The sequence below is a fragment of the Rhodobacteraceae bacterium S2214 genome (genome assembly GCA_025141675.1).
Classification (GTDB): domain Bacteria; phylum Pseudomonadota; class Alphaproteobacteria; order Rhodobacterales; family Rhodobacteraceae; genus Yoonia.
Map to the genome: position 1 here is coordinate 1441035 of CP081161.1, position 26008 is coordinate 1467042.

Consider the following 26008-nt stretch of genomic DNA (forward strand, 5'->3'; position numbering starts at 1 on the left):
ACGTCCAAGTGATGCCTGACAAGACCAACCGTGTTGCCTTGGATGAAGATGCTCTTCGTCAGATCAAGGCGCTCGCCGTGCGTCAAAATTCGGCGAATGGCGTTCTGATGAAGGCCATCAACTATGTTGGCGGTCAGGTGGAAAGCGGCATGAACGTTTTTCCGCAAGGCGTGCGTGACCAAATCGATAACGTGGCGCGGATCGCGCTTGAAAAAAGCTTTAACCTTGCTGCACGGACCCGCACAGGCCGGATCGGGCGCGCGATTGGCACGGACCGAATGCACCGCGTGCTGGGCACCGTATCCGGCGCGATTGGCGGCGTTGCGGGCATTGGGACGGCACTGACAGAATTGCCATTTGCGACGACGATCATCTTTCGGTCGGTCCAAGCGGTCGCCGAAGAATACGGCGAAGACCCGCAATCAGCCGAAACGCGCATGGAATGCTTGGCCGTTTTTGGGGCAGGTGGGCCTGGCACCGACGACGATGGCGTTGATACGTCGTTCATCGGCGCACGGTTGAGCATTACAGGACCAGCCTTGAACACGTTAATCAGCAAAGTGGCACCACGTTTTGCAACCGTGATGTCCCAGAAACTGGCGTCACAATCTGTGCCGGTTCTGGGGGCGATTGCAGGTGCTGGCACCAACTATGCGTTCGTGAATTACTACATCAGCATGGCGCATGTGCATTTCGGCCTGCGCAAATTGATGCGCGAACATGGCGAAGACCCTGTGCTGGATGCGTTTCATAAATTCTTGGTGACCAATGATCTGCCGATTAATCGGGCGACCGATTAGACTTGATAGGCTAGCCAATCGGCAACCGCACGTCTGACGGACGTGTCGCCATCCGCCATGGACTGATCAATCACGGCCCGTACTTCGCCCAGATCGACACGCCGCAGGATATGCTTGACCGGACCGACAGAGGCAGGGCGCATCGACAGCGACCGCAGGCCGAGTGCGGCAAAGCACAAGGCTTCAACGGGGCGACCGGCATCTTCGCCGCAGAATGAAATCGGTGTGCCGTTCTGTTCGCAGCGCGCGATCACCATGGACAGGAAGTTCAAAAAGCTGGGTGACAACGTGTCATAACGTTTGCGCACCCGTTCGTTTTCACGGTCGGCCGCAAAGAAGAACTGTTTCAGGTCGTTCCCGCCAATAGAGATGAAATCGACATCCTTGAAAAAGGCGTCAGGCGCGTAGGCCAGTGACGGCGTTTCCATCATTGCGCCGACTTCCAGTGATGAAGGCACCGGATGGCCCAACCGTTTTTCGCGCGCCAACGCTTTGTCCATTTCGGCCTTGGCTGCGATGAATTCTTCGTGGAGCGTGATGAACGGGAACATGACCGTCAGGGGGCCACCGTCTGCCGCACGGATTAACGCCTGCAACTGCATCCGCAGCACGCCGGGCTTATCAAGCCCTACGCGGATCGCACGCCAACCCATGGCGGGGTTTGGTTCGTCGTTCGGTTTCATGTAGGTCAGCACTTTGTCAGACCCGATATCAAGCGTCCGGAATGCAACCCGTTTACCCGCAGAGGCTTTCAGCACCCGCGAATAAAGCGCGGACAGTTCACCGCGGCGGGGCATTTTGTTGCGGACCAGAAACTGCAATTCGGTGCGGAACAGGCCAACGCCTTCGGCACCGGACCCTTCAAGCGACGGCAGATCGGCCATCAGGCCCGCGTTCATATCCAGCCGGATGACTGACCCGCATTTGGTCTTCGCCGGATGTTCGCGGATCGATGCGTAACGTTCTTGTGCCAGCGCTTGCATCGCGATTTTTTCGCGGAACGCGCTTTGCACTGTATCGTCCGGACGCAGGTGCACAAAACCCTGATCGCCATCGACCAGCATGTTGTCGCCGTTCAGCGCCTGTGTCGTGACGCCTTTTGCGTTGATCACAAGCGGAATGGCCCATGCCCGCGCAACGATGGTCGCGTGAGACCCGACAGACCCTTCTTCCAACACAATCCCGCGCAGCTTTTTGCCGTAGTCCAGCAGTTCGCCGGGGCCGATGTTTTTGGCGACAAGGATCGGATTATCCGGCATTTCAGCGCCGGTTTCTGCCCCTTGGCCGGTCAGGATCCGCAGCAAACGGTTCGATAGATCGTCGAGATCGTTCAGCCGTTCACGCATGTAAGCGTCGCCCGCATGGCTGAGGCGGGCCTTGGCAAGGGATTGTTCTTTTTCGACGGCGGCTTCGGCGGATAGACCGTTGCTGACGTCGTCTTCCATCCGCTTTTTCCAACTGCGCGAGTTGGCAAACATGCGATAGGCTTCAAGGATCTGTTTTTGTTCACCGTTTAGCGAACGATTACCGGACAGCATGTCGTCGACGGATGTCCGCAGGGTTTCAATCGCTTCGCGCAAACGGGCCAATTCGACTTCGGGATCGTCCGAGATCGGGTTTGTGACAACGACGCGCGGTTCGTGCAGGTAAACGCGGCCTTCGGCGGCACCTTCTTGTGCAATCGACCCTTTGATCAGGCTTGGGCGCTGATGGGGGGCAGCAAGAGCCGCACCTTCACCGATAAAAGCGCCAAGCTCGGCCATCTCGGCCAACACCATCGCGACCACTTCAAGCGCGTAGATTTCGTCAGGCGTGAATTTGCGGGCGGTTTTGGACTGAACAACAAGCACGCCAAGGATATCGCCAACACGCTGCACAGGGACACCGCAGAACGACGAAAACCGTTCTTCGCCTGTCTCTGGCATATAGCGGAAACCGCGTTCAGACGGCGCATCTGCCGTGTTGATCACACGACGGGACCGCGCGGTGCGCCCGACTAGGCCTTCGCCCAAACGCATCCGTGTTTCGTGAACCGCAGCAGCAGCCAGACCCTGCGTCGCGCAAAGTTCGAGCGTTTCAGAATCGCGGAACAGATAGATCGAACACACTTCGGCCTGCATCGACATCGCGATCAACGCGACGATTTCGTCCAGCCGTTCCTGACCGGCGGTCTGTGCCGCCATCGTTTCACGTAATTTGCCCAGCAGTTTTCTGCTTTCGGATTCAACCCGGTGCGGCATGATGTTCCCTTTGTTCCTGCCACCGCTATATGGGCAAACAAGCCGGATTGGGAGAGCTAATGGCAGGTGATCCCGTGCAATTCGCCTTATAGTGGTATTTTTTGGGGGCTTTGTGCCGACGGGCCTAAAAACGCGGCGATTGGGCGTCGGTGATATTCCGGGCGGGAAGGGCGCGATCCGCGTTAATTGGCGGGCAACAATGCAATGAGATCTTCGGTCAAATATGGTTTTCCCAAGGTCTTGGCCCCCGCAAAGCCACCCGTTAGTTGATCTTCGGTGTAGCCAGTCGCCACGACAAACGGGATGCCCTTTTGTGTAAGGGCGGAGGCAATGACTTCGGATGTTTCAGCGCCAAGGTTCAGGTCCAAGATCCCGAAATCAACCGTATGGGCGGCCAATCCAACAAGCGCCTTTGCAACGCCTGTGTAGGGGCCGACAACCGCGTACCCCGCGTCTTCAAGCTCCATGACCAACGACATGGCGAGAAACGCGTCATCTTCGACAACTAGGATTTGCTTTGGCATTTAGGTGCCTGCGACAATAAAAAAGGACAACTCGCGTTTGACGCTAGCTGCCCTTCTTTCATTTTCCAAGTGCGTATACGTAAAGCTTACGCTGCTTTTTCCAGTTCAAACGCGTCGTGCAGGGCTTGAACGGCAAGCTCCATGTACTTGCGATCAATGAGGACCGAGATTTTGATCTCGGATGTGGTGATGACCTTGATGTTGATGCCTTCAGCCTGAAGGGACGCAAACATTTTGGCCGCGACACCCGCGTGGGACCGCATCCCGATGCCAACGACAGATACTTTGGCCACGCCGTTATCAGTCACCAGATCGTGGTAGTTGATTTCGCCGGATGCCATCGCGTCGGCCATCGCTTTTTCAGCGCGGGCCACCTGATCAGTCGGGCAAGAGAAGGTCATGTCAGTGCGACCTTCCTCAGAAATGTTCTGAACGATCATGTCGACGTTCACGCCTGCCTCGGCCAATGGGCCAAAGATAGCTGCCGCGATGCCGGGGCGGTCAGCCACGGAAATCAGCGTCATTTTGGCTTCGTCGCGGCTGTACGCCACACCTGCAACTGCGTTCTGTTCCATGATTTCCTCCTCATCGCAGACGAGCGTACCGGCGTCGTCCGATGGTTCTTCAAATGATGACAGCACCCGCAGGCGCACTTTGTAACGCATGGCCAATTCAACTGACCGCGTTTGTAGAACTTTTGCGCCCAGCGACGCCAATTCGAGCATTTCCTCAAACGCGATCTTGTCGAGCTTGCGGGCCTTGTCGGTGATCCGTGGGTCGGTTGTGTAAACCCCGTCCACGTCAGTATAAATATCACAACGTTCCGCATCAAACGCGGCGGCAAAGGCCACAGCGGTGGTGTCAGACCCGCCACGACCCAGCGTGGTGATCCGGCCTTCGGGGCTGATACCTTGGAAACCCGCAACGACCGCAACCTTCATACCTTCGCCGAACTTGGCGTTGATGTTGTCGGTCGGGATTTCCTCGATCCGTGCGGATGAATGGGCCGAATTCGTGACAAGCGGGACTTGCCAACCTTGCCAACTGCGGGCCGGAATATCCATTTCTTGCAAACGCAACGCCATCAGGCCAGCCGTCACGTTTTCACCGGACGATACAATCGCGTCGTATTCACGCGCGTCATAAAGTGGAGACGTTTCATTGACCCAGCCGACCAGTTCGTTGGTCTTGCCGGACATGGCCGATACGATGACGATCACGTCATAGCCTTTGGCGACTTCAACAGCCACACGTTTGGAGGCCCGCGCAATACGGTCAAGGTTCGCGACGGAAGTCCCGCCGAATTTCATCACAAGCGTTGGCATCGCTGTTCCTTTAGCAAAACCGGAGCCGTCCCGGAATATCGCGCCCCCTTTAGACTGCTCGCGCGGGCGGGGCAAGCGGGGGGCGATTTTTCAGGACAAATCGATCAAACTATCAGGAATACGGGGGCAGGCTGATCAGTTGGTTTTCTTGGTCGGCACAAAGGGCAGGGGCAGTACGGGAACGCCGTCCTCTAGCAGTTTCTTCGTGTCAGCCGCAGATGCTTGCCCATAAATCGCCCGTTCCGGCTTTTCGCCGTCGTGCATGGCACGTGCTTCGGTTGAGAAATCTGTGCCGACGTCTGTCGCATTGCTTTCCACGTGCTTTTTCAGCTTCGTGATCGGGTTTTCCTCATCACGTAGGAGCGGTGCGGTTACGGCGTCGGATGTTGCAACCTTCGGGGCCATCAACGCTTTGCGGATGTCAGTGTCGCCACAGGTCGTGCAAGTGACCATGCCCGTTTTCAAAAGCTTGTCGCAGTCCGCCCCTGACCGAAACCAGCTGTCGAACGTATGATCATTGGCGCAGGTCAGATCGAAGCGGATCATCAGGTGGGATGCTTTCTAAACGGGGTGTGCATCAAAAATAGAGATCGGTGCGTGGATCACAAGTCCTACAGGATCAAAGACTTTTACCGCTTTACCATATCGGGGGTGAAGCTGGCGATGATCCGTTTCAGTTCCGGTTCTTGCACGCGGCTGGCGGCTTTTGACAGGCTGACCCATTTGCGGCGTCTTTGGTGGGCTTCGGGCCAGTCACTGTGCACGGCTGTCACCTTGACCGGATACACCAATGTAATGACGGGAAATGTTTCGGTCTTGGTGCGCTTGGGATAGGTGTAGACGCCCAAACAGCGATCATATGCTTTGCCTGTTAGTCCCGCTTCTTCCCACGCTTCGGTCGCGGCGGCCTGTGCTGGCGTTTGTTTGTGCATCGGCCAGCCTTTGGGCAATATCCAACGTTTCGTCCGGCGCGACGTGATGATGCAAACCTCGACCCGATCCTTGCGCATCCGGTAGCATAGGGCCGCGAACTGCGTCCGCACATCGGTTTTCCCAAAGCGCCGCAGCTTAAGCGGAAGTTGTTTCGGTTTGATCGGTTTAGGCATGGCGCTTTATCGATTGCGGGTTAGGTATGGCGAATGTCGTTTACGTCCCACGCCCAGCCACAGCTTACAAGCCCCGCGCCTGACACGTCCTTGCCTAAAATGATCGGCCACGAGCTTTATCGCGGATCGAGCTACGGGGCGCATCATCCGCTGCGTGTGCCGCGCGTATCCACCGTGATGGACCTGTCGCGTGCGATGGGGTGGTTGCCGCGGCACCAGTTTGTGCAAAGCCCGCGCGCAAAACCCAACGCCCTAACCGGATTTCACACGCTAGACTACATCGCCGCGTTGCAGGCGGCCGAGGCGACCCAATCCGTCAGCCCCGCCGTCAAAGCCCGCCACGGGCTTGGCACACCTTCCAATCCTGTGTTCGCCGAAATGTACCGCAGACCTGCGACATCGGCTGGCGCATCGTTGCTGGCGGGCGAAATGTTGGCGCGTGGCGGGACGGTGTATTCGCCAGCAGGGGGCACGCACCACGGGATGCCGGACTGCGCAAACGGATTTTGCTATTTCAACGATCCGGTCCTTGCTATCCAATCGCTGCGCCGCAACGGGGCGGCAAAGATCGCGTATATTGATATTGATGCGCATCACTGCGACGGGGTGGAACATGCCTTTGCCGATGATCCCGATACCTTGCTCATCTCCACGCATGAAGAAAACCGCTGGCCGCGCACCGGTGCAATGACGGACGTTGGGGTGGGCAACCTGTGGAACCTGCCGTTGCCTGCGGGCGTGGGGGATGATGTTGCGGCTATGGTGCGCGACACGTTGATTTTGCCGTTGGTACAAGCGTTTCGACCAGATGCGATCGTGTTGCAATGCGGGGCGGACGCCGTGTTGGAGGACCCACAGTCACGGCTGGCGTGGTCGAACAATGCGCACCGCGCCATCGTGCAGGCGTTAATGGGCATGGCGCCACGTTATCTCGTCTTGGGCGGGGGCGGCTACAATCCGTGGTCTGTCGGGCGTTGCTGGACTGGCGTTTGGGCCGTGCTGAACAACCACGAAATCCCTGATGCGTTACCAGAGGCGGCACAGTCCGTGTTGCGCGAATTGCGGTGGGACGGGCAAAGACGCGTGAAGACGCCGCCGGATCATTGGTTAACCACGTTAGCCGATGCGCCGCGTATGGGCGGCATACCGGATGATGTCAGAACACGGGTGGCCACATTGCAGGCGCGGCTGCGTCAGTGGATCTAGACTTGTCAGCGCGGGCCTTGGTGCCGATAAGGTTGCTATGCGTATGATGTCCCTTTGTCTTTTCATGTGTCTGCTGCCGATAAAGGCGCTGGCCGATGACCTTGTCGTCTTCGCTGCCGCGAGCTTGAAAGGGCCTTTGGACGCCATCGCCGCTTCCTTTGAAAATGTCGCTATCTCATATGCTGGAAGCGGGACGTTGGCCCGTCAAATTAACCAAGGTGCGCCCGCTGATGTTGTTCTACTGGCGAACGCGGCGTGGATGGACGTGCTTGTTGACGCGCAAAGCGTGGCGGACCCGATCACCTTTGTTGGCAATCGTTTGGTTATTGTGGGCCAGCCGAACGCGGCCGACGTTGCACTGACGCCTGATGGTTTGGCCAATGGACTAAATAGCGGACGCTTGGCCATGGGCTTTACCAGCAGTGTGCCTGCGGGCATTTACGGGAAAGCGGCGCTGGAAAACTTGGGTCTGTGGCACACGGTTGCGCCTTCGGTGGTTGAAATGGATAACGTGCGCGCGGCCTTGAACCTTGTCGCGCGTGGTGAAGTGCCGTTGGGCATCGTGTACCAAAGCGATGCGCTGATTGTGCCGGACCTGAAAATCGTGGCGCAGTTTCCGCAGGGCAGTCACCCGGACATTGCATATTACGCAGCAATGACAGCGGCATCCGACCATCCTGACGCACAAAGCTTTGTTGACGCATTGCGCGGGCCGACCGCGAAAGAGATCTTCGATGCCGCAGGGTTTTGCACTGATGCGCGGTGGTGCTGAGCATGCAATTTGATCCGGCCTTCTGGACCATCGTTTCACTGTCTTTAAAGGTAGCGTCTGTCGCGATCTTGGTGACTTTGCCCTTTGCGACCATCACGGCGTGGGTTCTGGCGCGGCGGCAGTTTTGGGGCCATGGTTTGTTGAACGGCATCGTCCATTTGCCGCTGGTTTTGCCACCCGTCGTGACCGGTTATCTGTTGCTCATCACGTTTGGGCGCAATGGGCCTGTGGGCGGGTTCCTGTTTGATACGTTCGGCATCACCCTGGCTTTCACATGGACGGGGGCCGCGTTGGCGGCTGGGATCATGGCGTTCCCATTGATGGTCCGCGCGATCCGGTTGGGGTTTGATGCGGTCGATACGGGGCTTGAGGCGGCGGCGGCCACCCTAGGCGCATCGCCCATGCGGGTATTCATAACAGTCACATTGCCCTTGATCGCCCCCGGTATTTTAGCGGGCGCTGTGCTGGGCTTTGCGAAGGCGCTGGGCGAATTTGGCGCGACGATCACCTTTGTGGCGGCCATTCCCGGACAGACGCAAACGATCCCGTCTGCCATCTACGGTTTGCTACAGGTGCCGGGTCAAGAGGGCGCGGTTGTGACTTTGGTCGTTGTCTCGATCATCTTGGCGATGGGGGCTTTGATCGTGTCAGAATGGCTGTCGTCGCGCATGGCCAGAAGGTTAGCCGCATGACGTTGCAGGTCGATATTCAAGCGCAACTGGGTGATCTGTCACTTAACGTGCAATTCGACGCACCAGTTGGTGTGACGGTTCTGTTCGGGCCATCTGGGGCAGGCAAAACATCGGTCATCAACGCGATTGCGGGACTGATCAAACCCGATGCAGGGCGAATTTCGTTAGACAAACAGGTGCTTTTCGACGGTCAGAACAGCGTTGCGGTGCACAGGCGAAAGGTCGGCTATGTCTTTCAAGACGCACGCCTTTTCCCGCATATGACCGTGCTGCAGAACTTGACGTATGGCGGCAAACATGACTTTGAACGGATCGTTGATGTCCTTGGGCTGCACGATCTGTTGGACCGCAGACCTGCAGGGTTATCGGGCGGTGAAAAGCAGCGGGTCGCATTGGGGCGTGCGTTGATGGCGCAGCCTGATGTGGTGCTGATGGATGAACCGCTCGCGGCGCTCGACGGGCCACGCAAAGCAGAGGTGCTGCCCTACATCGCCGATATCGCCGCGACCCAGAAAATACCCGTCATCTACGTCACCCACGCAATGGCAGAGGTCACCCAACTGGCCGACCAATTGGTTGTGATTGATCAAGGAAAGGTCGCGCGCAAAGGGCCGGTATCGGACGTTTTAGCAGACCCGATGGCCGCACGGTATTTTGCGAAACGCGACGCGGGGGCGCTGGTTTCCTGCGTGGTCGACCGTCACGATCTGGACGAAGGCGTCACCGTGCTGGCCTCTGGCGCGGGGCCGATCCTGTTGCCGGGGCAGGTGGGGAAAGTCGGCGCTGGGCTGCGATTGCGGATACCCGCGCAGGACGTGATCTTGGCGCAATCAGCGCCGGTCGGGCAATCCGCGCTCAATGCAATTGCGACCGTCATCACTGAAATAACGCCGCTGCCAAACGGCAATCTGGCGGTGATGTTGCGGGCGAAGGAACTGCCGATCTGGGCGGAAATCACACCGTTATCAGTGCGTCGCCTTGGACTTGAGACAGGGCAAAACGTCTTTGCGATTTTCAAAGCAACGGCAGTCGGGCCAGTTTAGACAGGCGGTTTTGCTTTTTCGAGGTAGGCGTCCATCGCGGGTTTGTAAGCGATCAGTTCTTTCGCGACTTCGGGAAATCCGCGCAGACGCGCATCATAGGCCAGTACCGCTTCGGGCCACTTGATCGGCAGGTCGATGGCGGTTTCAAACGCTTTGATCCATGCGAAGGTCACGGCAAAGCCGCAGTCACACATCCACAACGTATCGCGATCCAGCGGGTCGGTGGACAGCAGTAGCGCCAGTGACGCGAGGTGTTTGGAAATGGCCGCACCACCTGCATTCACGGCGTCGACATCGCGGGTGGCATAGGCCACTTGCGGATAAATAGCCCGGACAGCGGGTTCCAACCGCGTGTCGTGCATCCTGCTCTTTTCGCGGGCCTTGGCGCGCAGCTGCATATTGGCGGGCAGCATCGGGACATCCGGAAAAGCGTCTTCGATGTATTCTGCGATGGCTTCTGAATCGGCAAGCACGAGGTCATCGTGGATCATTGCCGGCAGATTGCCGGACGGGATCAACGCCTTGTATTCCGCCGATCCGTACCCACCCGGAGGCGGCAATTCCGTAAATTCCACACCCTTGTGGCGCAGCAAAATCCGCAGTTTTGCGTTATAAACGGAAACCGGAACGGCGTAGATCGTCAGCATCGTGATATCCTTCAATGCAAAGGCCGACCGCAATCATACGGTCGGCCCATTGTTCGAAAAGGTAAGATTATTCAGCCAAAAGCTGCCATTTCACGCCCAGCTCATCGAAAAAGCCCTGTTCTTGTTTCAGGGTAATCCATGTGTTCACGTAGTTGATCCACACCTGATCGTCCTGCGGCAACAGCATCGCGATTGGTGTCGGCGCGCGGCCTGCGTCCACAGGTACGATCATCAGTTCATCGTATTGCGCGACCAGTTTGTTGGCCTCGACGTTGGATGTGATGCTGGCATCTGCGCGGCCAACCAGCACTTCTTGGAAGTCGCGGGCAGGGGCTTCGACAATGCGGTGCTCTGCGTCTGGGAAGAAATCCTTAACCTGTGCTTCTTGGGTCGTGCCAAGTGTTGCTGCGACAGAAACGTCCGCCATGTTCAGGCTGTCCCATGACGTGAAGCGTTCAGCGTTTTCTTTCAGCGTCAGTGGCACAGTCGCCAATGAGAAATAGCTGTCGGAATACCCTGCGGCCTTTGCACGGGACGGGGAAACAGAGGCAGAGCCAGTGATGTGGTACTGACCTGCGGTGACGCCGCTGACCAATGTTTTCCAATCTGTCGCGACGAATTCAACTTCGACACCCAGATCTGCGGCAAGCGCTGTCATCACGTCGATGTCGTAGCCGGTGTAAGAATTTGTGGCGACGTCTTTCATTGTCATCGGGTTCCAGTCGCCTGTTGTGCCGACTTTCAACACGCCTTCGCTAAGGATGTCGTTCAACGCAGATTGCGCTGTCGCAGACACGGTGCTGGCAGCAAGCACGACAGTCGCGGCCGCAATTTTGAAGAATTTCATGGGGTTTCCCTTTTCGTTTGAACGTTGCTACCTAGTTTGCCTGACACAGGCGGCAATGCAAAGTGCTGACACTTTTTACTTGCGCTATCCCCGGTCACGGCTGCGTGATCTGATCAAGGACGACCCGATGACCGACGCCAAGCCGCCCATTATTACGATGAAAGATGTGTCCAAGTTCTTTGGTGATTTCCAAGCCTTGAAGGGCGTGAACCTTGACGTGGCGCTGGGTGAACGGGTGGTCGTGTGCGGGCCGTCAGGGTCCGGAAAGTCCACCTTGATCCGCTGTATCAACCGTTTGGAGGCGCATGAAAGCGGCGAGATCACGGTCGATGGGACGGTGTTAACCGATAAGCCTGAAAGTCTGGACAAGATCCGCGGGACTGTCGGCATGGTCTTTCAGCAGTTCAATTTGTTCCCGCATCTGACCGTTCTTGAAAACCTCACGCTTGGTCCGCGCCGTGTGCTGGGCCTGTCCGTAGAAGAGGCGAATGCGCGGGGGATGAAATACCTAGAACGCGTGCAAATCCCTGATCAGGCAGGTAAATTCCCGCGGCAGCTGTCGGGTGGGCAACAGCAACGCGTCGCCATTGCGCGGTCGTTATGTATGGAACCACGCATTTTGTTGTTTGATGAACCGACGTCTGCGCTCGACCCCGAAATGATTGCTGAAGTGTTGGATGTGATGACAGAACTCGCGTCATCGGGCATGACCATGATCGTCGTGACCCACGAGATGGGGTTCGCCCGCAAGGTTGCCGATACGATGGTGTTTATGGACAAGGGTGAAATCGTCGAAGTCGGCGCGCCCGAAGACGTGTTCACCGCACCAAAATCGCAGCGTTTTGCGACTTTCCTACAGCAAATTTTGAACCACTAGGGGCCGCAAGATGAAACGTTTGATGATCTTCGCAGCGCTGATCGCCCTTGCTGGATGTTCCGGCAACTGGGGGTGGTACGTGGTGGATCCGACAACCCCTAAGGGGCTGATAAACCTAAAATTCATGCTGTCCGGCATGTATTATACGATCCTGCTGTCGGTGACGGCGATCTCGATTTCGGTGGTGGTAGGCCTGTTGGTCGCCCTGCCGGGGTTGTCCCAGAAAAAGGGATGGCGGCGGTTCAACCGGACCTACGTCGAAATCGTGCGGGCGGTGCCCATCTTGGTGCTGATCCTGTGGGTCTATTACGGGTTGCCGACGTTGTCTGGCATCACGCTGAATGTCTTTTGGGCAGGTGTTCTGGCGCTCGCGCTATCCGATAGCGCATTCCAAGCCGAGATTTTCCGGGGCGGCATCCAGTCCATCGCACGCGGACAATATGAGGCAGCGCAGTCCATATCGCTGAACTACCGCGACACGATGCGTTACGTGATCTTACCACAGGCGATCCGCCGTATCTTGCCCGCGTTGGGTAACCAATTGGTTTACATGTTGAAAATGTCGTCGCTGGTGTCCGTCATCGGCATGCAAGAACTGACGCGAAAGGCGAATGAGTTATCGGTGTCAGAATACCGACCGCTGGAAATCTACACGGTGCTGGTGCTCGAATACCTCGTTCTGATCCTGATCGTATCGGCTGGCGTGCGCTGGTTGGAACGCCGCATGCAAGCGTCGGAAGCATGAGCAGCGCGCGCGACCTTGATCTGACGTCGGGTGGACTGGTCGGCCATTTCCGAACGCTCGCGATCCCTGCGGCCTTCGGGATGCTGTTTTCCACGCTGTATAACGTCGTCGATGTCTACTGGGCGGGGCGGTTGTCGACCGAAGCGCAAGCGGGGCTGTCGATCGGGTTTCAAGCGTTCTTTATCATGATGGCGGTCGGATTTGGTCTTGGCTCTGCCATGTCGGCGTTGGTGAGCAACGCGAAGGGTGGGAAGAACAACAGCGAAGCGCGTAAGTTCACGGCGCAGGGCATCACATTTGGCGTGATTGCGACCGCCACACTGATGGTCATCGGCTGGATCGGCGGGCCGTATCTGATTGCGCTTGTTTCCGAACCGGGAGGTTATCGTGACGCTGCAACCGGTTATTTTCGTTGGCTGATATTCTCGCTTCCCGGTTTCATGCTGGCTTATGGCATCAATGGTGTTCTGCAAGCCCATGGCGACACGGTCACATTGCAACGCGGGCTGATGGTCGCGTTTTTTGTGAACATCGGGCTGAACCCGCTGCTGATGTTTGGCGTACCGGGTATCTGGGACGGGCTAGGGTTCAACGGCATCGCGTTGGCCACTGTGATCAGCCAAACAGGCGTGATGCTGTGGGTGATGTGGCAGGTTTTCGACCTTGAAATTATGGACGGCATCAAGCGTGTGGAATTCATCCCCGACGCCACCAAAATACGCGAAATCACCGTGCAACTCTTGCCCGCAAGCACCGCGATGATGGTCATGTTCGTCTCGGGCTTTGTTGTGCAATACGCGTTGAAAGGGTTTGGCGAACATGCAATTGCGGCCTACGGGGTCGCGCTGCGGATCGAACAAATCCTGCTCCTGCCGGTCCTTGGCATGACCGGTGCGCTTTTGCCGATTATCGGGCAGAACTTTGGCGCATCCAACCCTGATCGCGTACGCGAAGCGTTGTTTCTGTGTTGGAAGATCGGCTTTGCCATGACGCTGATCGCGACGCCCGCACTCTGGTTCGGGGGGCGATTTGCGATGGGGCTATTCACAGATGATCCGGATGTGATTGACGTTGGCGTCAGCTACCTGCGGGTCGATAGTTTTCTGTTCCCGATCTACATGATGTTGTTTTCGATCAATTCCTTCTTGCAAGGATTAAAGAAACCGATCTGGACCCTGTGGATTAGCGTCTATCGCCAAGGCATTGGGATCGCGTTGTTTATTTGGATCTATGTCGGCTTGATGGGCTTTGACGTCTGGGGCGTCTGGTTCGGCATCGGCACGGCGGTCACGACAGGTTGGATCATCGCACTGGCCGTGGCGCACGGCATCGCAAAACGTGAAATCGGCGGGTTGCGCGGCTAGAATGCTTCGTCGACGACGGACTGCATCGACACATGCGTCGATGTATTTGCGACATGTGGCAGCGCAGAAATCTTTTCGCCCAAAACACGGCGGTATTCGTGAATGTCGGCAGTGCGCACCTTCAAAAGATAGTCGAACGCACCAGCGATCATATGGCACATTTCGATTTCAGGGGTGGCGCGAACGGCATTATCGAAGGCCTGCAGCGCCTTTTCGGTCGTGTCGTTCAGTTTGACCTCTATAAAGGCCACATTGCTGCGGCCCAACTTTGCCGGGTTCACGACGGCCCGAAAACCCGTAATATAACCATTATGGATCAACCGCTTAAGCCGCACTTGGCACGGGGTTTTTGTCAGGCCAACTTTGTCCGCCAGTGCGGTCACAGAGATTCGACCGTCGCTGCGCAAGATCTTGATAATCGCGATATCGAAACGGTCTAGCTGACTTCCGTTATCTCTATTTTCGGTTTCATCGGCCATGGTTGTTCCAATATTTGGTTTTTTATCTCGTCCATTTCGATATTCTAGGCTGAACGACTTTTTGCCTTATGCTATGTTTTGACTACTCTTATCAAGGTTTTTAGACATGAATGACCTCTCAACCCTGCGTCAGAAAATCCGTGCGGACCATCTGCGTGACGAAGATGCCGTACTGGCCGAATTGCAAGAACGTGCTGATTTTTCAGATACTTTCCGTGCTGACGCCGTACGGCGCGGCACGCGGTTTGTCGAAGCCATCCGCAACGACAGTAAGCCGGGATTGATGGAGGTCTTTCTGGCCGAATATGGCCTTTCCACAGACGAAGGCATCGCGCTGATGTGTTTGGCCGAGGCATTGTTGCGTGTCCCTGACGAGGACACGATTGACGCGTTGATCGAAGACAAGATCGCGCCATCCGCGTGGGGCGAACATCTTGGAAAATCAAGCTCTTCGCTGGTGAACGCGTCGACGTGGGCCTTGATGCTGACAGGCAAGGTTTTGCAAGACGGCACGGGCATGGCAGGGGTTCTACGATCCGCCGTCAAACGGTTGGGCGAACCCGTGATCCGCGTGGCTGTATCACGCGCGATGAAGGAACTTGGTGCGCAGTTTGTGTTGGGCGAAACGATCGAAAAAGCGCTGGAACGGGGCAGGGCGCGCGAAAAACAGGGCTACACTTTTTCTTATGATATGCTGGGCGAAGCGGCGTTGACTGCAGCGGACGCACAGGATTATTTTGACGCCTACGCTGATGCGATCAAGGCGCTCGCAAGCGAATGCACATCTGAAGATATCCGCGAAAACCCCGGTATTTCGATCAAGCTGTCCGCGCTTCATCCACGTTATGAGGTTGGCCAGCGTGACCGCGTAATGACGGAACTGACAGAACGTACGTTAGCGCTTGCCAAGATGGCGCGCGACGCGGGCATGGGGTTGAACATCGATGCAGAAGAGGCTGACAGACTTGATCTTTCTCTTGATGTGATCGCGCAGGTTTTGTCGAATGAAGCGCTAAAGGGCTGGGACGGTTTCGGTGTTGTCGTGCAGGCATACGGGAAACGGGCGTCGGGCGTAATCGACTTCCTTTACGGGATCGCGGCTGATCTGGACCGCAAAATCATGGTACGGCTTGTGAAGGGCGCGTATTGGGACACCGAAATCAAGCGGGCCCAAGTTGAAGGGCTGCGCGGCTTTCCTGTGTTTACCCAAAAGGCGGCGACGGACGTGTCGTATATTTGCTGTGCCAAGCAATTGCTGGGGCTGACCGACCGGATTTATCCGCAGTTCGCCACGCATAACGCGCATTCGGTTGCGGCGATTTTTGAAGTCGGGGCAGATCCGAAAACCTATGAATTCCAACGGCTTCACGGCATGGGCGAAGCGTTGCACGACGTTGTTCTGAAGCAGAACCAAACACGTTGCCGCATCTATGCACCTGTTGGGGCCCACGAAGATTTGCTCGCCTATCTTGTGCGCCGATTGTTGGAAAACGGCGCGAACAGTTCTTTTGTTAACCAGATCGTAGACGAAGATGTGCCGCCCGCTGAAGTCGCAGCTGACCCGTTCGCGGCAATTGTGAAGGGGCGGCAATCGGTTCTAGCGCCTGCCGATCTATACGCACCTGAGCGTCCGAATTCCAAAGGCTGGGATTTGCATGATCAGGATGATCTGGACGCGATCGAAGAAGCACGCGGCGCGTATGCCACAACAAAGTGGCGTGTTGGGCCGATTGTGGCAGCCGAAAGTTCGAATGGTGAAACAGTTGCCGTTCAAAATCCGGCAAGACCTGCGGACTTGGTCGGATTAGTACAATTCAGTTCTGAAGAAACGGTACAAACAGCGATCGACGATGCCCGCAAATGGGACGCGCCGGCCATCGAACGTGCTGCGATTTTGAACAAAGCGGCCGATCTGTATGAGCAGAACTTTGGCGCATTTTTCGCGTTATTGGCACGCGAAGCGGGCAAAACCCAAATGGACGCGATTGCGGAATTACGCGAAGCGGTCGATTTCTTACGCTACTATGCGGCGCGTGCGGTCGAATTGGATCGGCCTGCGCGCGGGATCATCACGTGCATTTCGCCTTGGAATTTCCCGCTCGCGATCTTCACGGGGCAGATCAGCGCGGCATTGGCCGCTGGGAACGGCGTGCTCGCAAAACCCGCGGAATCCACCACCTTGACCGGTGTTTTTGCAACCCAATTGCTGCACGAAGCAGGGGTTCCGGTCGCGGTGCTCCAACTACTGCCGGGGGAAGGGCATGATGTCGGAACATGGTTAACGGGATCAGCGAAAGTCGATGGCGTTTGTTTCACGGGTTCAACGCGCACCGCTCAAGCCATTAACCGTAATATGGCGCAAAACATGTCACCAACCGCGCCGCTGATTGCTGAAACAGGTGGGCTGAACGCGATGATCGTGGACAGCACCGCGCTACCAGAACAGGCCGTGCGCGATATCGTGGCATCAGCGTTTCAGTCCGCAGGGCAAAGGTGTTCCGCGCTTCGCGTTCTGTATTTACAAGAAGACATCGCAGATCCGTTTCTCAAAATGCTCTTCGGGGCCATTGATGAATTGGTCATTGGTGATCCATGGCACCTGAAGACAGACGTTGGACCACTGATTAACCAAACCGCGAAAAAAGGCATCGAGGCGCATGTTAACCCTTATGGGCAAGCAGGGCGGGTTTTGAAGCACGTGCGTTTCCCTGCAGAAGGTCATTTTGTCCCGACATGTGTCATTCAAATCGACAGTATTCGTGATCTGAAAGAAGAAGTCTTTGGCCCGATCTTACATGTTGTGCGTTACAAGGCCGACGACCTTGATCAGGTGATTGCGGACATCAATGCGACCGGTTTTGGGCTAACATTCGGCATTCACACGCGGATCGATGATCGCGTGACCGAGGTCACCAACAAAGTAAACGTCGGGAATATCTACGTGAATCGCAACCAGATCGGTGCGGTTGTTGGATCGCAACCCTTTGGCGGTGAAGGGCTTTCCGGAACCAGCCCGAAGGCGGGCGGCCCCGATTACGTCAAACGGTTTACCGATCCGGGACGCGTTGCGTTGAACGGTGATCTGGCTGCAGCATCGCAGGGAAGCGCGCAAAACGGGTTGGATGATATCGACGTGCCAACAACGGCCTTAACCGCCACCGCTTTGCCGGGCCCGACAGGGGAATCGAACATGCTGTCGGTTTATGGTCGCGGAAAAGTTCTCTGCCTCGGACCGGGGCAGGCGGCAGCTGATGACCAAGCAAACATCGCAAGGGCCGCTGGTTGTGCCGCCGCGATCTTGCCTGACGGCATTACGCCTGACGCCCTGACGGCTTTGACCGGTTTGGATGCGGTCGTATCTTATGCAGACGAGGAGACGTTGAAATCGTACCGCGCGGCCTTGGCGGCAAGGGATGGAAAGCTGATCCCGTTGTTTGCCGAAAAGGACTTGAACGAACGGTGTAGGCTGGAACGTCACATCTGCATCGATACGACTGCGGCGGGTGGTAACGCGAGCCTGCTCGCATCGGTCTAAGCTGCGCGTCACGACGGATTGCATGTGGGGGCGGATAACCGCTTGACGCCCCCGCACACACGCCATAATCAAGCGCAAGGACGGCGAGTTGGTAGAGTGGTTATGCAGCGGATTGCAAATCCGTGTACACCGGTTCGATTCCGGTACTCGCCTCCACACCTTTTCAATGACTTAGCAGTTTTCGCCCAAAAGGGCGCTGAAAAGTCTAAACAAATGTCTAAACATTCTGTTTTTGTTCCGTTCTCAAATTGAGAGTGGCTAGGCTGTCTTTTTGCCCAGAACCCAGAGCAGAAAGATTGCCAAAAACGGGCTGAAGAGAAGCGAGATGAGAACCCAAATAATGGCGCTGCGGTTTCGGTATTTAGCCATTTCAGCCGGAATTAGGATGAACAGCCAAAAGACAACCAAGAGCACCATCCCAAGAGCGAACAGGGTAACGATTGCTTCGATCATTTGCTTTGCTCCGAACGCATCCGCTGCGCTTGAACGGCTCTTATCCGTTGGCGCAGCTTTTTAGTGTAGTGCTGGACCATAGCGGGGCTTTGTCCGGTTACGGCTGCGATGAGGTCATCATTGCAACCAGCCTCCAGTAGCTCACAGGCTGCGTTGTAGCGCCAACTGTGAATGTCATAGTCGAGCGCCTTGATTGCTTCACGCACGTTCCTTACGGCTTGTGACGCGCCCCGATAGGACCAGCAATTGGTTCCACGCTCATTGGTCAGGATGAAAACTGAATGGCGGCTGGCTGCGTCTAGGGCGACTTGCAGTTCCGGCAGGATAGGGACCCACAATTCTTTCGCGGTTTTGTTCTGCTTGATCACGAACGCGCCGTCCTGAATGTCGGACCATCGCATTTCAAGAACATCGCCGATCCGCTGGCCTGTTCCGACACACAGCTCCATAACAAGGCGTTCACGAGTTCCGATCGGGCAAGTTGCTCGGTAAACGTCGAGCAGCTCGCGCGGCCATGGTTCACGGGCGACCTTATCGGTTTTAATTTCTGGAACGCCTTTGGCTGGGTTTGTCTCACGCCAGCCGAGATCAACGGCATGTTCCATGAGAATTCGCAGAACGCGAAGCGAGTAGTTTGCGAAGTAGGGTTTATCGGCGTTTGCGTCGCGAAGCCGGATCACGTCTTTACGTTGCATCTTGGCTGGATTTGCGTCGCTCATGATCGACAGAAAGAACTTGAGGTATTTGTCGTAATCCAGAGCGGTACGCGGTTTGAGGCGCTTGTAACGGGGCGATTTATGATAATTTGCAATCAGAACCGCGAAGCTGCGCGAAATCACCCGAAGCGGCTTCTCTTTCCCATTCAGGATATCTGCATATTCTTTCCAGAATTCAGGAGATCCAAATTCGTTTTGGAACTTCTGGGATGGCCAACCGCGTCTTTGAAAATACAGCCCATTGCGCTGTTTGTAGACGTGTTTTGGAAGCTCACGTTTCGCCATGGCGCATATTTATCCTCTCAAATTCGTCTCTGACGTCTTTTTTGGAAAGCTCTATTTCAATCCTGCGACCTTCAATAGTGACACGGCTGACGGACTTGCCCGCACCTTCGAAGGTGCGGAGCAGGCTTAATGCTTTTTGTTCAACCGATGACGCCATTTTAACTCTCTTTTCGCCGCTGTATTGCGGCCGCGACCAATTTATCTTTCGCCTTATTTGGGTTTGCGCATCCACGGGCTGAATGACGATTTTATCTTCATGCAAACAATTATGCTGTAGAATCTAGTAGCTAGCTTGATTCAGTGGCAAGCGATTTATGAGTGGAAATCGCGCCTAAGTTGTATGATCAAATTTAACATAATAAAAAGGTGCAGATATTTCGGGAGGCTGTCAGTTATTTCTGTCACTAAAGATTCTTAGAAATATTTGACTGAAATATATCGTTACCCGGACCTCGGAATTTTTCTCGACCAATTTGGGTAATTCCTGTCACTAAATGTATACATAGGCAAGTTGGTGCGTGTTTCCCGCCTCCTGCCCCCTCCGATTCGTATGTCTACGGGGGCATGAGGCTAGTGCTATAGGCTTAAATTCAGACGGTCTGAAACTGCGAGCGTTGGGGGCTCGCTGGATTTGCGCGATCAGTGGTCGCAGGGCGTCGCGCAGAGCGCTGTGTGGGGTCCTGACGTGCAAAACGTCTATCTTGGCTTTTCTAAACGCCTCTCCGTGACGCTGTGGTCGCAATGCACGTTGGGGGCGCGACTTAGGCAGGCCACAATGACGGAGAGCCGGCATTCGCTGCTGTAGCAACCTGAGCGTTACTTAAAGACAAACCAGACAATCACTTCTTCTTTTGTAACTAGTGCCCTTCTGCATTATTGTATTTCAAAGACATCTAGTGCCGCGATAACTAAGTATCGAAAGTCTCTCATAGTGTTCGCTCGGACTCTCGGTCTGCCCGTTCTGCGGTCGGATTGACGCGCGTCATAAATATCAGGAGCAAGATGGTAATCTAGTTCATCAATGATTTGGTAACGTCCATCCAATCTGGCCTCTTCGCTGAAAGATCCGATTTCAAATTCAGAACGAATGTCCTCAACTGATAGGGTCCCATTCCGTGCTTTAGCAAATACATCTGGAAACCAAGTCTTCAGCATCACTAACAAAACTAAAAGCGGCTGTGAAAGCTCTTCATCGTACTGACCCCGAAAGCGAGGAGGATGCCAGACAGCGGGTGTGATCGCCAATACACTTGCGAGTCGTTCGAAACCTCTAAGGGAAACTACGTCTGGCTCTTTTATCCAAGTCGTAATTTCTCGAACTATGCGTAGCAGTCCGGCTTCTAATCCAATTTTTGCCGATATTTGTTCGAAATATCGTTCCGCTACCCCAGCGCCCCGACCTCCATTTAGATGCTCGGGCAATCTCATGGTGAGCGTCACAAATTTCTGCAAATAGAGCGCGGCATCAATTCCCGCTCCATACCGTGCGCTGACACTATTTTGCAATTCGCGCATATTCGCCCCCAACACAAAATGCACATGCGGGACATCAAAGAAATGCTTGATGATCTCCAGTAATGACAACGCATAATCAGGGCGGCAGCGGTCCAACTCATCTACGACGATGACAAGCTTTTGCGGGGTATCGCTTCCCAAGGCAGGGACGGTCAACGCGATCAGAGCCTCGCGAAACTGTTCCATCGCGACACGCGTCCCGCTTTCCCGCGCCCAGAAATCGGCGGCGGCTTTATTCAACTCTTTACTGGCTTGCTTTGTCATTGCATCGAATAGTGCGCCGCCAGCCTCAGTCGCCCCATAGCTGGCCACAGCAAGCGCAAGCCGTGTTAACGGCAATGCGGCCGCGCGAATTTTTTGGACGGCTTGTTTGGCGAAGCTGGGCCCATTCTCAGCTCCTTCCAGCCGCTCCGCAATAACCCCCATTAACGACGCAAGCGGGCTATCAATAAAGTCATGCTCGAACGCATCGAAATACACCGTCTGTGCTTGGTGTTCTTCATCCTTCAGGTGTTGGCCCACCCAACATTGCAGGAAGTAACTTTTACCCGTCCCCCATCCGCCGTCCAATGCGATGACCATGGGATCTTCGATCCGTTCAACAAGCTTGGATAACGCGACACCTGTTTGAACGCGTTCTAGCTGGTCTTTAGCCTCAGCAAACCCGTGTTTGTATAGTTCGATATTAGGTTTTGGTAAGTTTAAACGTGGCATGATAATCCGATTCAATTGTAGATTTTTCAGCCTAGTTTGAAATCAAAATTCAATCTAGAGCTGTTCTCATGCTTGAGCTTTGCGCATGCAGGCTGACGCATATAACGCCTACTGGGTAGCGCCGCCAAAGGTCAGCAGCAGAATGACCAATGAATTTCCATATGTCATTTCAAGAATTAACATCAGCTGGTGATGCGCACTCATGATCTACCACCTTAGAAGCCCAGTCACGAATACTGAAGGGCAAGGATGGACTGTAACCTTCAGGAGGGGCACTGCCAGGCCTGAAAATTCCGCCTTCATGCGCAATAGCATTGCGGCATTGATAAGCGAGCCTCACCTCTGAATAAAAATCACGTCCGTTTCCAGCGTGTAGTCCAAGAATCCCAGCCCCAACGTGATCGCGAAGATAAATAATCACGCGGCCCAAGTCCTTGGCCGTTGTCAGGACACGGCCAGACACTCGAACGGACACCCCGTTTTCATCGAGAATAGGCACTTCTCCCCTCGGTATCCGCCTTTTCGCAGCCGACTCGATGAGCGACCAGGCGAGGAACAGCATCGCCTCTTCATTCGTTTGCTTTCTTACCGATGCCATGAGGTTCAGGAGGAATTCCAACCATGGTCGCTTTGAACCGGCTTCAGTTACTTTATTCAGAAGTGGTGTAACACTAGGCCCGAAGCCGTGCGCTAAGTTACCGCGATAAATGTTTGATGGGGTGAAGAGTTCAAAGTCCTTGGGGCTCTGCTCCCTGAGATAAGCTAGTATCTCTGGCGCGGCACCGCGATCTTGCCCGAGTGCGGCCATGATGAGCCGGATGGTTGGATAGATTGCTTTGACGCTGTCAGATAAGTCCATCGCGCGGACGTTTTGGAAAGTGACAAGGCAAAGAGGATGTTCTCGACCGTATGCTTCATCAATCCGGTCAGTTTGATCGAAAACAATACCCTCCGGCAGCAACGCATTGACTGCTGTAATCACACTCTGCGGACGCAGTCTCATATTGAGCGGTTTTAGGACGCCGCCGTAGAATACTTGCTCGTAATCAAGAAAGCACTTATCGAGAAGCACATGCATCTTGCAGGCGGTCTGACCGAGATGGTTATCACCAAGATATTCGGCGTTTCTGAATGCATCCTGCGCTGCCTTGGCGTCCCTGACCTCAGCAGGACTTACAGTGTAGCTTTGCCCGTCAACCAGTTTGAAAGCGGCCTCCCAAACCTCAGGTTTCGCAGCGTCCGATTCCGGATGAATTTGAAAGACGTAAACATCGTTCTGCCATCGACCAACTCTCGCAATCGCCGCAAAATTTGTTTCACCTATTCGGATCTGTCCGGTAGCGAAGACCTGAGTTGGACCGGAGGCGTTCATCTTGAATACGCGGACCCCAAAGTTCAGCTCGCTTTTTGAAGTGAAGTTTAACCCGATCTCTCCATCGTTGTTCAGCTTTATATCAAAGCTGACCCCCCCACATTGTATCTGCGCCATGTTTCACCAAGTATTTTGAAATCTTCGGTCTAGTTGGTCGTCTGCTCTGACCCTATTCGCCTCTTCTTTAGTGGCATCTGTACCAATAAGATATCTGTGTTTGGTCATGTTGATCCAGATTGAACTCAAATCAAAAAGCTAATTAACCGGATGACGACTTTGGGGAAGCTGCAATGCAGCATCGCGTCATTTAACGAACGGCAGCACCGGGCCGTATTCGTCCAATTAGGGGCCTTATTCGTCTAAACTTTCATGATATGTTCTTGAGTAATCCTAGCTCAGTCTAAATAGAAAATGTATTGTTTTCAATTGGGTGCCTAGTCTTGCAAATCCGTGTACACCGGTTCGATTCCGGTACTCGCCTCCACCTTACCCTCAGTTTGCATGTTTACGCGACGCCGACCGCGATCAGGCTAAGATCGCTGTTCAGAGCCAAGACGTCGCGCGCCGGTTGGTTGATCAGCGTTCCGCGCGTATCTAATCCTATGAGATCGTAGACGTTTGGTCCGCACATTTGTAGTGCCGTCTCAAGCGGCACGCCGAAGCCGACCATGTTTTGAAGCGCTTCAAGAAGCGTAAGGTGCGCGCCTGCAAGTGCGCCTTCCGCGTTCACCAGCCGCCCGTCTTTCAAGAAGATATCGTGCCCGTAGAGATCAAAATGGTCTGGCCCGCCGACTGTTGCCATCGCATCCGACACAGCGATCATCCGGTGACGCGTGGGGCGGGCGTTCATCGCGATCAGCAGCATCGTCGGATCAACGTGATGCCCGTCTGCGATGAAAGAACACCACGCGTCACTTGCGATTGCCGTGCCGGTCACGCCGGGCGCACGTGACAACATGGGCGACATCGCATTGAAAAGATGGGTGAAACAGGTGGCACCTGCGTCAATAGCTTGCTGTGTCGTTGCGGCATCCGCGTCGCTGTGCCCGATGGACACGACAGCACCCATATCGCGCAGGGTGCTGATCTGGGATACGCTGATCGCTTCGGGCGCGACCGTGATCAGTGTCGGTATGTCATGATCCCGCAGCGTTCGAACGAGGTTAATGGTGTGGGCGTCGCACGGCCGAATATAGCGTTCGGCGTGGGTGCCGCGCCTTGCTGTGTCGATGTGTGGACCTTCGATATGTAGGCCAGCGAAACCGTCCACCCCGATCGCATCAATCGCCGCAGCAACCGCGGCATCGAGCACCTCTGGCCGGTCGGTGATCACCGTTGGAAATAGGGCAGTGGTCCCGAATGTCCGATGTGCGGCGGCAATCTTGGCGATCCCAGCCGCACTGGGATCCGAATTCAGCATGACGCCGCCGCCACCGTTGACTTGGATGTCAAAGAAACCCGGGGTGATGATGCCCTGATGATGGCGGTGAATGTGCTCGGCGGCCAGGTCGTCTGTCGCTTCGATCTGTGTGATCACGCCGTCCTTGATGCCGACAGCACAATTGTCACGCAGATTGCGCCCATCAAAGACCTGATCGGCGGAAATCCAATGCGTCATGTGGCGCCTTTCACCATGTGTTGTTGCGCATAGATCGCCGCGCCGAATGCACCGCTTGCATCACCAAACTGCGCGGGCAGAATACGCGGCGGTGTGGTGCCGGCCAAGAGTTCGCCATCAAGTGACTCAGCTAGATCGTCCGCAAGACCATGCGCCGTGCCCAGGCCACCGCCAAGCACGATGACATCGGGGTCCGCGGTGCGACTGATGATGCCCACCAAAGACGCCGCAATGCGAAGCCACGTTGATTTCAATTCCGGCATCGTCGTCCAAATGTCCGGCGCGGTTTGATCTTGTCCGGTCATGTGGTGGGCAAGGCGCGTCAATCCCGGACCAGACAGCAGCGTTTCGAAACATCCGACCAAACCACATCCGCAAGACAAAATTGGCAAATCCAGTTCTGACACAATGTGCGCGGGTAGGGGCAGGTGCCCGAATTCGCCGCTTTGGCCATTGTGATCGGGTGGTATTGCGCGGTCGATCACATGGCCGCCAGCCACGCCCGTGCCGATGATCAAACCGATGACACTGCGATATTCAGCGCCCGCACCATGGGTGGCTTCCGCAAGCGCAAAAGCTCTGCAATCTTTGATCACGGGGATGGCGTGACCCGTTAGCGTGGTAAGATCAGCGCCCAAAGCGTGCCCAGTCGCGGGAAGGTTCGCGCTTAACATCCGCCCCGTTTCGGGATGGATCAGCCCCGGTGTCCCAAGTCCAATCGTTGACGTAACACCTTGATCTTTCAGCCAAGACACTTGATCGGCGATGCTTGCGAGTAGCGCCTGATAGGATGTGGTGCCAGTCGGGATACGGCGACGGGACACTTCGGTCAACGCATCATCATAAGCGCGGGCTTCAATCTTTGTGCCGCCAAGATCAATCCCGCCGATCAAGGTGCTAATCCCATCCAGAATCGTGCCTGTGTCCAATCGCATTGCTTCGTCATTGATCGGTGGCTTTCTACGAGAATGGGGTGTTGCCCCACGTTATCAGGCAATTATGCGGTCGTGCGCAACGCAGTTCAATGCGATTAGCATCCGCCATACTGAAGCAAGTTGCGATTGATACAGCATTGGGGCGGCGCAAATGCGCGATGTCATCTCATGTCAGCGCCGCGTTTCGTCCATCCATTC

General features: G+C 55.4%; 24 protein-coding genes and 1 tRNA gene. 10 read left to right on the forward strand and 15 right to left on the reverse strand.

Annotated features, from left to right (window positions below):
- The first annotated feature begins 11 nt into the window (after positions 1–11).
- Positions 12–800, forward strand: a complete 789-nt coding sequence (locus K3729_07180) for an EcsC family protein (GenBank protein ID UWR00974.1) — start codon at positions 12–14, stop codon at positions 798–800.
- On the opposite strand, the gene ptsP is transcribed toward K3729_07180, so the two are convergent.
- The 5 genes from ptsP to K3729_07205 all read right to left on the reverse strand — a co-directional run bounded on the left by ptsP (position 797) and on the right by K3729_07205 (position 5995).
- Positions 797–3040: a phosphoenolpyruvate--protein phosphotransferase gene (gene ptsP, locus K3729_07185; GenBank protein UWR00547.1), complete on the reverse strand. Its 2244-nt coding sequence runs from the start codon at positions 3038–3040 to the stop codon at positions 797–799. The two genes, K3729_07180 and ptsP, sit on opposite strands and share 4 nt — an antisense overlap.
- A gap of 182 nt (positions 3041–3222) precedes the next feature.
- Positions 3223–3564 carry a response regulator gene (locus tag K3729_07190; GenBank protein ID UWR00548.1) on the reverse strand — a complete coding sequence of 114 codons (342 nt, stop codon included), beginning with the start codon at positions 3562–3564 and terminating at the stop codon, positions 3223–3225.
- An 86-nt stretch (positions 3565–3650) separates the two neighbouring features.
- A complete protein-coding gene (locus K3729_07195) occupies positions 3651–4889 on the reverse strand; it encodes an aspartate kinase (protein ID UWR00549.1) in 1239 nt (412 codons plus the stop codon).
- A 135-nt stretch (positions 4890–5024) separates the two neighbouring features.
- The gene (locus tag K3729_07200; GenBank protein ID UWR00550.1) at positions 5025–5435 is read right to left on the reverse strand and encodes a DUF1178 family protein; all 411 of its coding nucleotides are present in this window, start codon (positions 5433–5435) and stop codon (positions 5025–5027) included.
- A gap of 83 nt (positions 5436–5518) precedes the next feature.
- Positions 5519–5995: an NUDIX hydrolase gene (locus K3729_07205; protein UWR00551.1), complete on the reverse strand. Its 477-nt coding sequence runs from the start codon at positions 5993–5995 to the stop codon at positions 5519–5521.
- A 33-nt stretch (positions 5996–6028) separates the two neighbouring features.
- On the opposite strand from K3729_07205, the gene K3729_07210 reads away from it, so the two are divergent.
- Genes K3729_07210 through modC form a run of 4 tightly spaced genes read left to right on the forward strand, consistent with a single transcriptional unit; the run spans position 6029 to position 9708 of the window.
- A complete protein-coding gene (locus tag K3729_07210) occupies positions 6029–7201 on the forward strand; it encodes an acetoin utilization protein AcuC (protein UWR00552.1) in 1173 nt (390 codons plus the stop codon).
- 37 nt (positions 7202–7238) lie between these two features.
- On the forward strand, positions 7239–7973 hold the full coding sequence (gene modA / locus K3729_07215) for a molybdate ABC transporter substrate-binding protein (protein ID UWR00553.1): 735 nt from the start codon (positions 7239–7241) through the stop codon (positions 7971–7973).
- Positions 7974–7975: 2 nt separating this feature from the next.
- Complete coding sequence (modB, locus tag K3729_07220) at positions 7976–8665, forward strand: molybdate ABC transporter permease subunit (protein UWR00554.1); 690 nt, start codon at positions 7976–7978, stop codon at positions 8663–8665.
- Positions 8662–9708: a molybdenum ABC transporter ATP-binding protein gene (modC, locus tag K3729_07225; protein ID UWR00555.1), complete on the forward strand. Its 1047-nt coding sequence runs from the start codon at positions 8662–8664 to the stop codon at positions 9706–9708. The genes modB and modC overlap by 4 nt, the downstream gene beginning before the upstream one ends.
- Here the strand turns inward: modC and K3729_07230 are convergent.
- Entirely contained in the window at positions 9705–10355 is a 651-nt protein-coding gene (locus tag K3729_07230) for a glutathione S-transferase (protein UWR00556.1), read from the reverse strand. The genes modC and K3729_07230 overlap by 4 nt on opposite strands.
- 67 nt (positions 10356–10422) lie before the next feature.
- Entirely contained in the window at positions 10423–11202 is a 780-nt protein-coding gene (locus K3729_07235) for a transporter substrate-binding domain-containing protein (protein ID UWR00557.1), read from the reverse strand.
- A gap of 148 nt (positions 11203–11350) precedes the next feature.
- On the opposite strand from K3729_07235, the gene K3729_07240 reads away from it, so the two are divergent.
- Genes K3729_07240 through K3729_07250 form a run of 3 tightly spaced genes read left to right on the forward strand, consistent with a single transcriptional unit; the run spans position 11351 to position 14188 of the window.
- Positions 11351–12079, forward strand: coding sequence for an amino acid ABC transporter ATP-binding protein (locus K3729_07240; GenBank protein UWR00975.1), 729 nt, complete (start codon positions 11351–11353; stop codon positions 12077–12079).
- 10 nt (positions 12080–12089) lie between these two features.
- Positions 12090–12824, forward strand: a complete 735-nt coding sequence (locus K3729_07245; GenBank protein UWR00558.1) for an amino acid ABC transporter permease — start codon at positions 12090–12092, stop codon at positions 12822–12824.
- Positions 12821–14188, forward strand: a complete 1368-nt coding sequence (locus tag K3729_07250; GenBank protein ID UWR00559.1) for an MATE family efflux transporter — start codon at positions 12821–12823, stop codon at positions 14186–14188. Before K3729_07245 ends, K3729_07250 begins: the two co-directional genes overlap by 4 nt.
- On the opposite strand, the gene K3729_07255 is transcribed toward K3729_07250, so the two are convergent.
- Entirely contained in the window at positions 14185–14667 is a 483-nt protein-coding gene (locus tag K3729_07255; GenBank protein ID UWR00560.1) for an Lrp/AsnC ligand binding domain-containing protein, read from the reverse strand. The two genes, K3729_07250 and K3729_07255, sit on opposite strands and share 4 nt — an antisense overlap.
- Before the next feature lie 106 nt (positions 14668–14773).
- Between K3729_07255 and putA the strand changes: the two genes are divergently transcribed.
- Both putA and K3729_07265 read left to right on the forward strand, forming a co-directional pair.
- On the forward strand, positions 14774–18202 hold the full coding sequence (gene putA / locus K3729_07260; protein ID UWR00561.1) for a bifunctional proline dehydrogenase/L-glutamate gamma-semialdehyde dehydrogenase PutA: 3429 nt from the start codon (positions 14774–14776) through the stop codon (positions 18200–18202).
- A gap of 82 nt (positions 18203–18284) precedes the next feature.
- Positions 18285–18358: transfer RNA gene (locus K3729_07265), tRNA-Cys, on the forward strand.
- 102 nt (positions 18359–18460) lie between these two features.
- Here the strand turns inward: K3729_07265 and K3729_07270 are convergent.
- The 7 genes from K3729_07270 to K3729_07300 form a co-directional block, all read right to left on the reverse strand.
- Entirely contained in the window at positions 18461–18655 is a 195-nt protein-coding gene (locus tag K3729_07270; GenBank protein UWR00562.1) for a hypothetical protein, read from the reverse strand.
- Entirely contained in the window at positions 18652–19656 is a 1005-nt protein-coding gene (locus K3729_07275) for a tyrosine-type recombinase/integrase (GenBank protein ID UWR00563.1), read from the reverse strand. The genes K3729_07270 and K3729_07275 overlap by 4 nt, the downstream gene beginning before the upstream one ends.
- A complete protein-coding gene (locus K3729_07280) occupies positions 19643–19918 on the reverse strand; it encodes a hypothetical protein (protein ID UWR00564.1) in 276 nt (91 codons plus the stop codon). Before K3729_07280 ends, K3729_07275 begins: the two co-directional genes overlap by 14 nt.
- 611 nt (positions 19919–20529) lie before the next feature.
- On the reverse strand, positions 20530–21885 hold the full coding sequence (locus K3729_07285; GenBank protein ID UWR00565.1) for a KAP family NTPase: 1356 nt from the start codon (positions 21883–21885) through the stop codon (positions 20530–20532).
- 169 nt (positions 21886–22054) lie between these two features.
- Complete coding sequence (locus K3729_07290) at positions 22055–23374, reverse strand: hypothetical protein (GenBank protein UWR00566.1); 1320 nt, start codon at positions 23372–23374, stop codon at positions 22055–22057.
- Between the two features lie 388 nt (positions 23375–23762).
- Positions 23763–24875 (reverse strand): N-acetylglucosamine-6-phosphate deacetylase, encoded by a 1113-nt coding sequence (gene nagA / locus K3729_07295; protein ID UWR00567.1) that lies wholly within the window; start codon positions 24873–24875, stop codon positions 23763–23765.
- Positions 24872–25810 carry an ROK family protein gene (locus tag K3729_07300; protein ID UWR00568.1) on the reverse strand — a complete coding sequence of 313 codons (939 nt, stop codon included), beginning with the start codon at positions 25808–25810 and terminating at the stop codon, positions 24872–24874. The genes nagA and K3729_07300 overlap by 4 nt, the downstream gene beginning before the upstream one ends.
- Positions 25811–26008 lie beyond the last annotated feature (198 nt).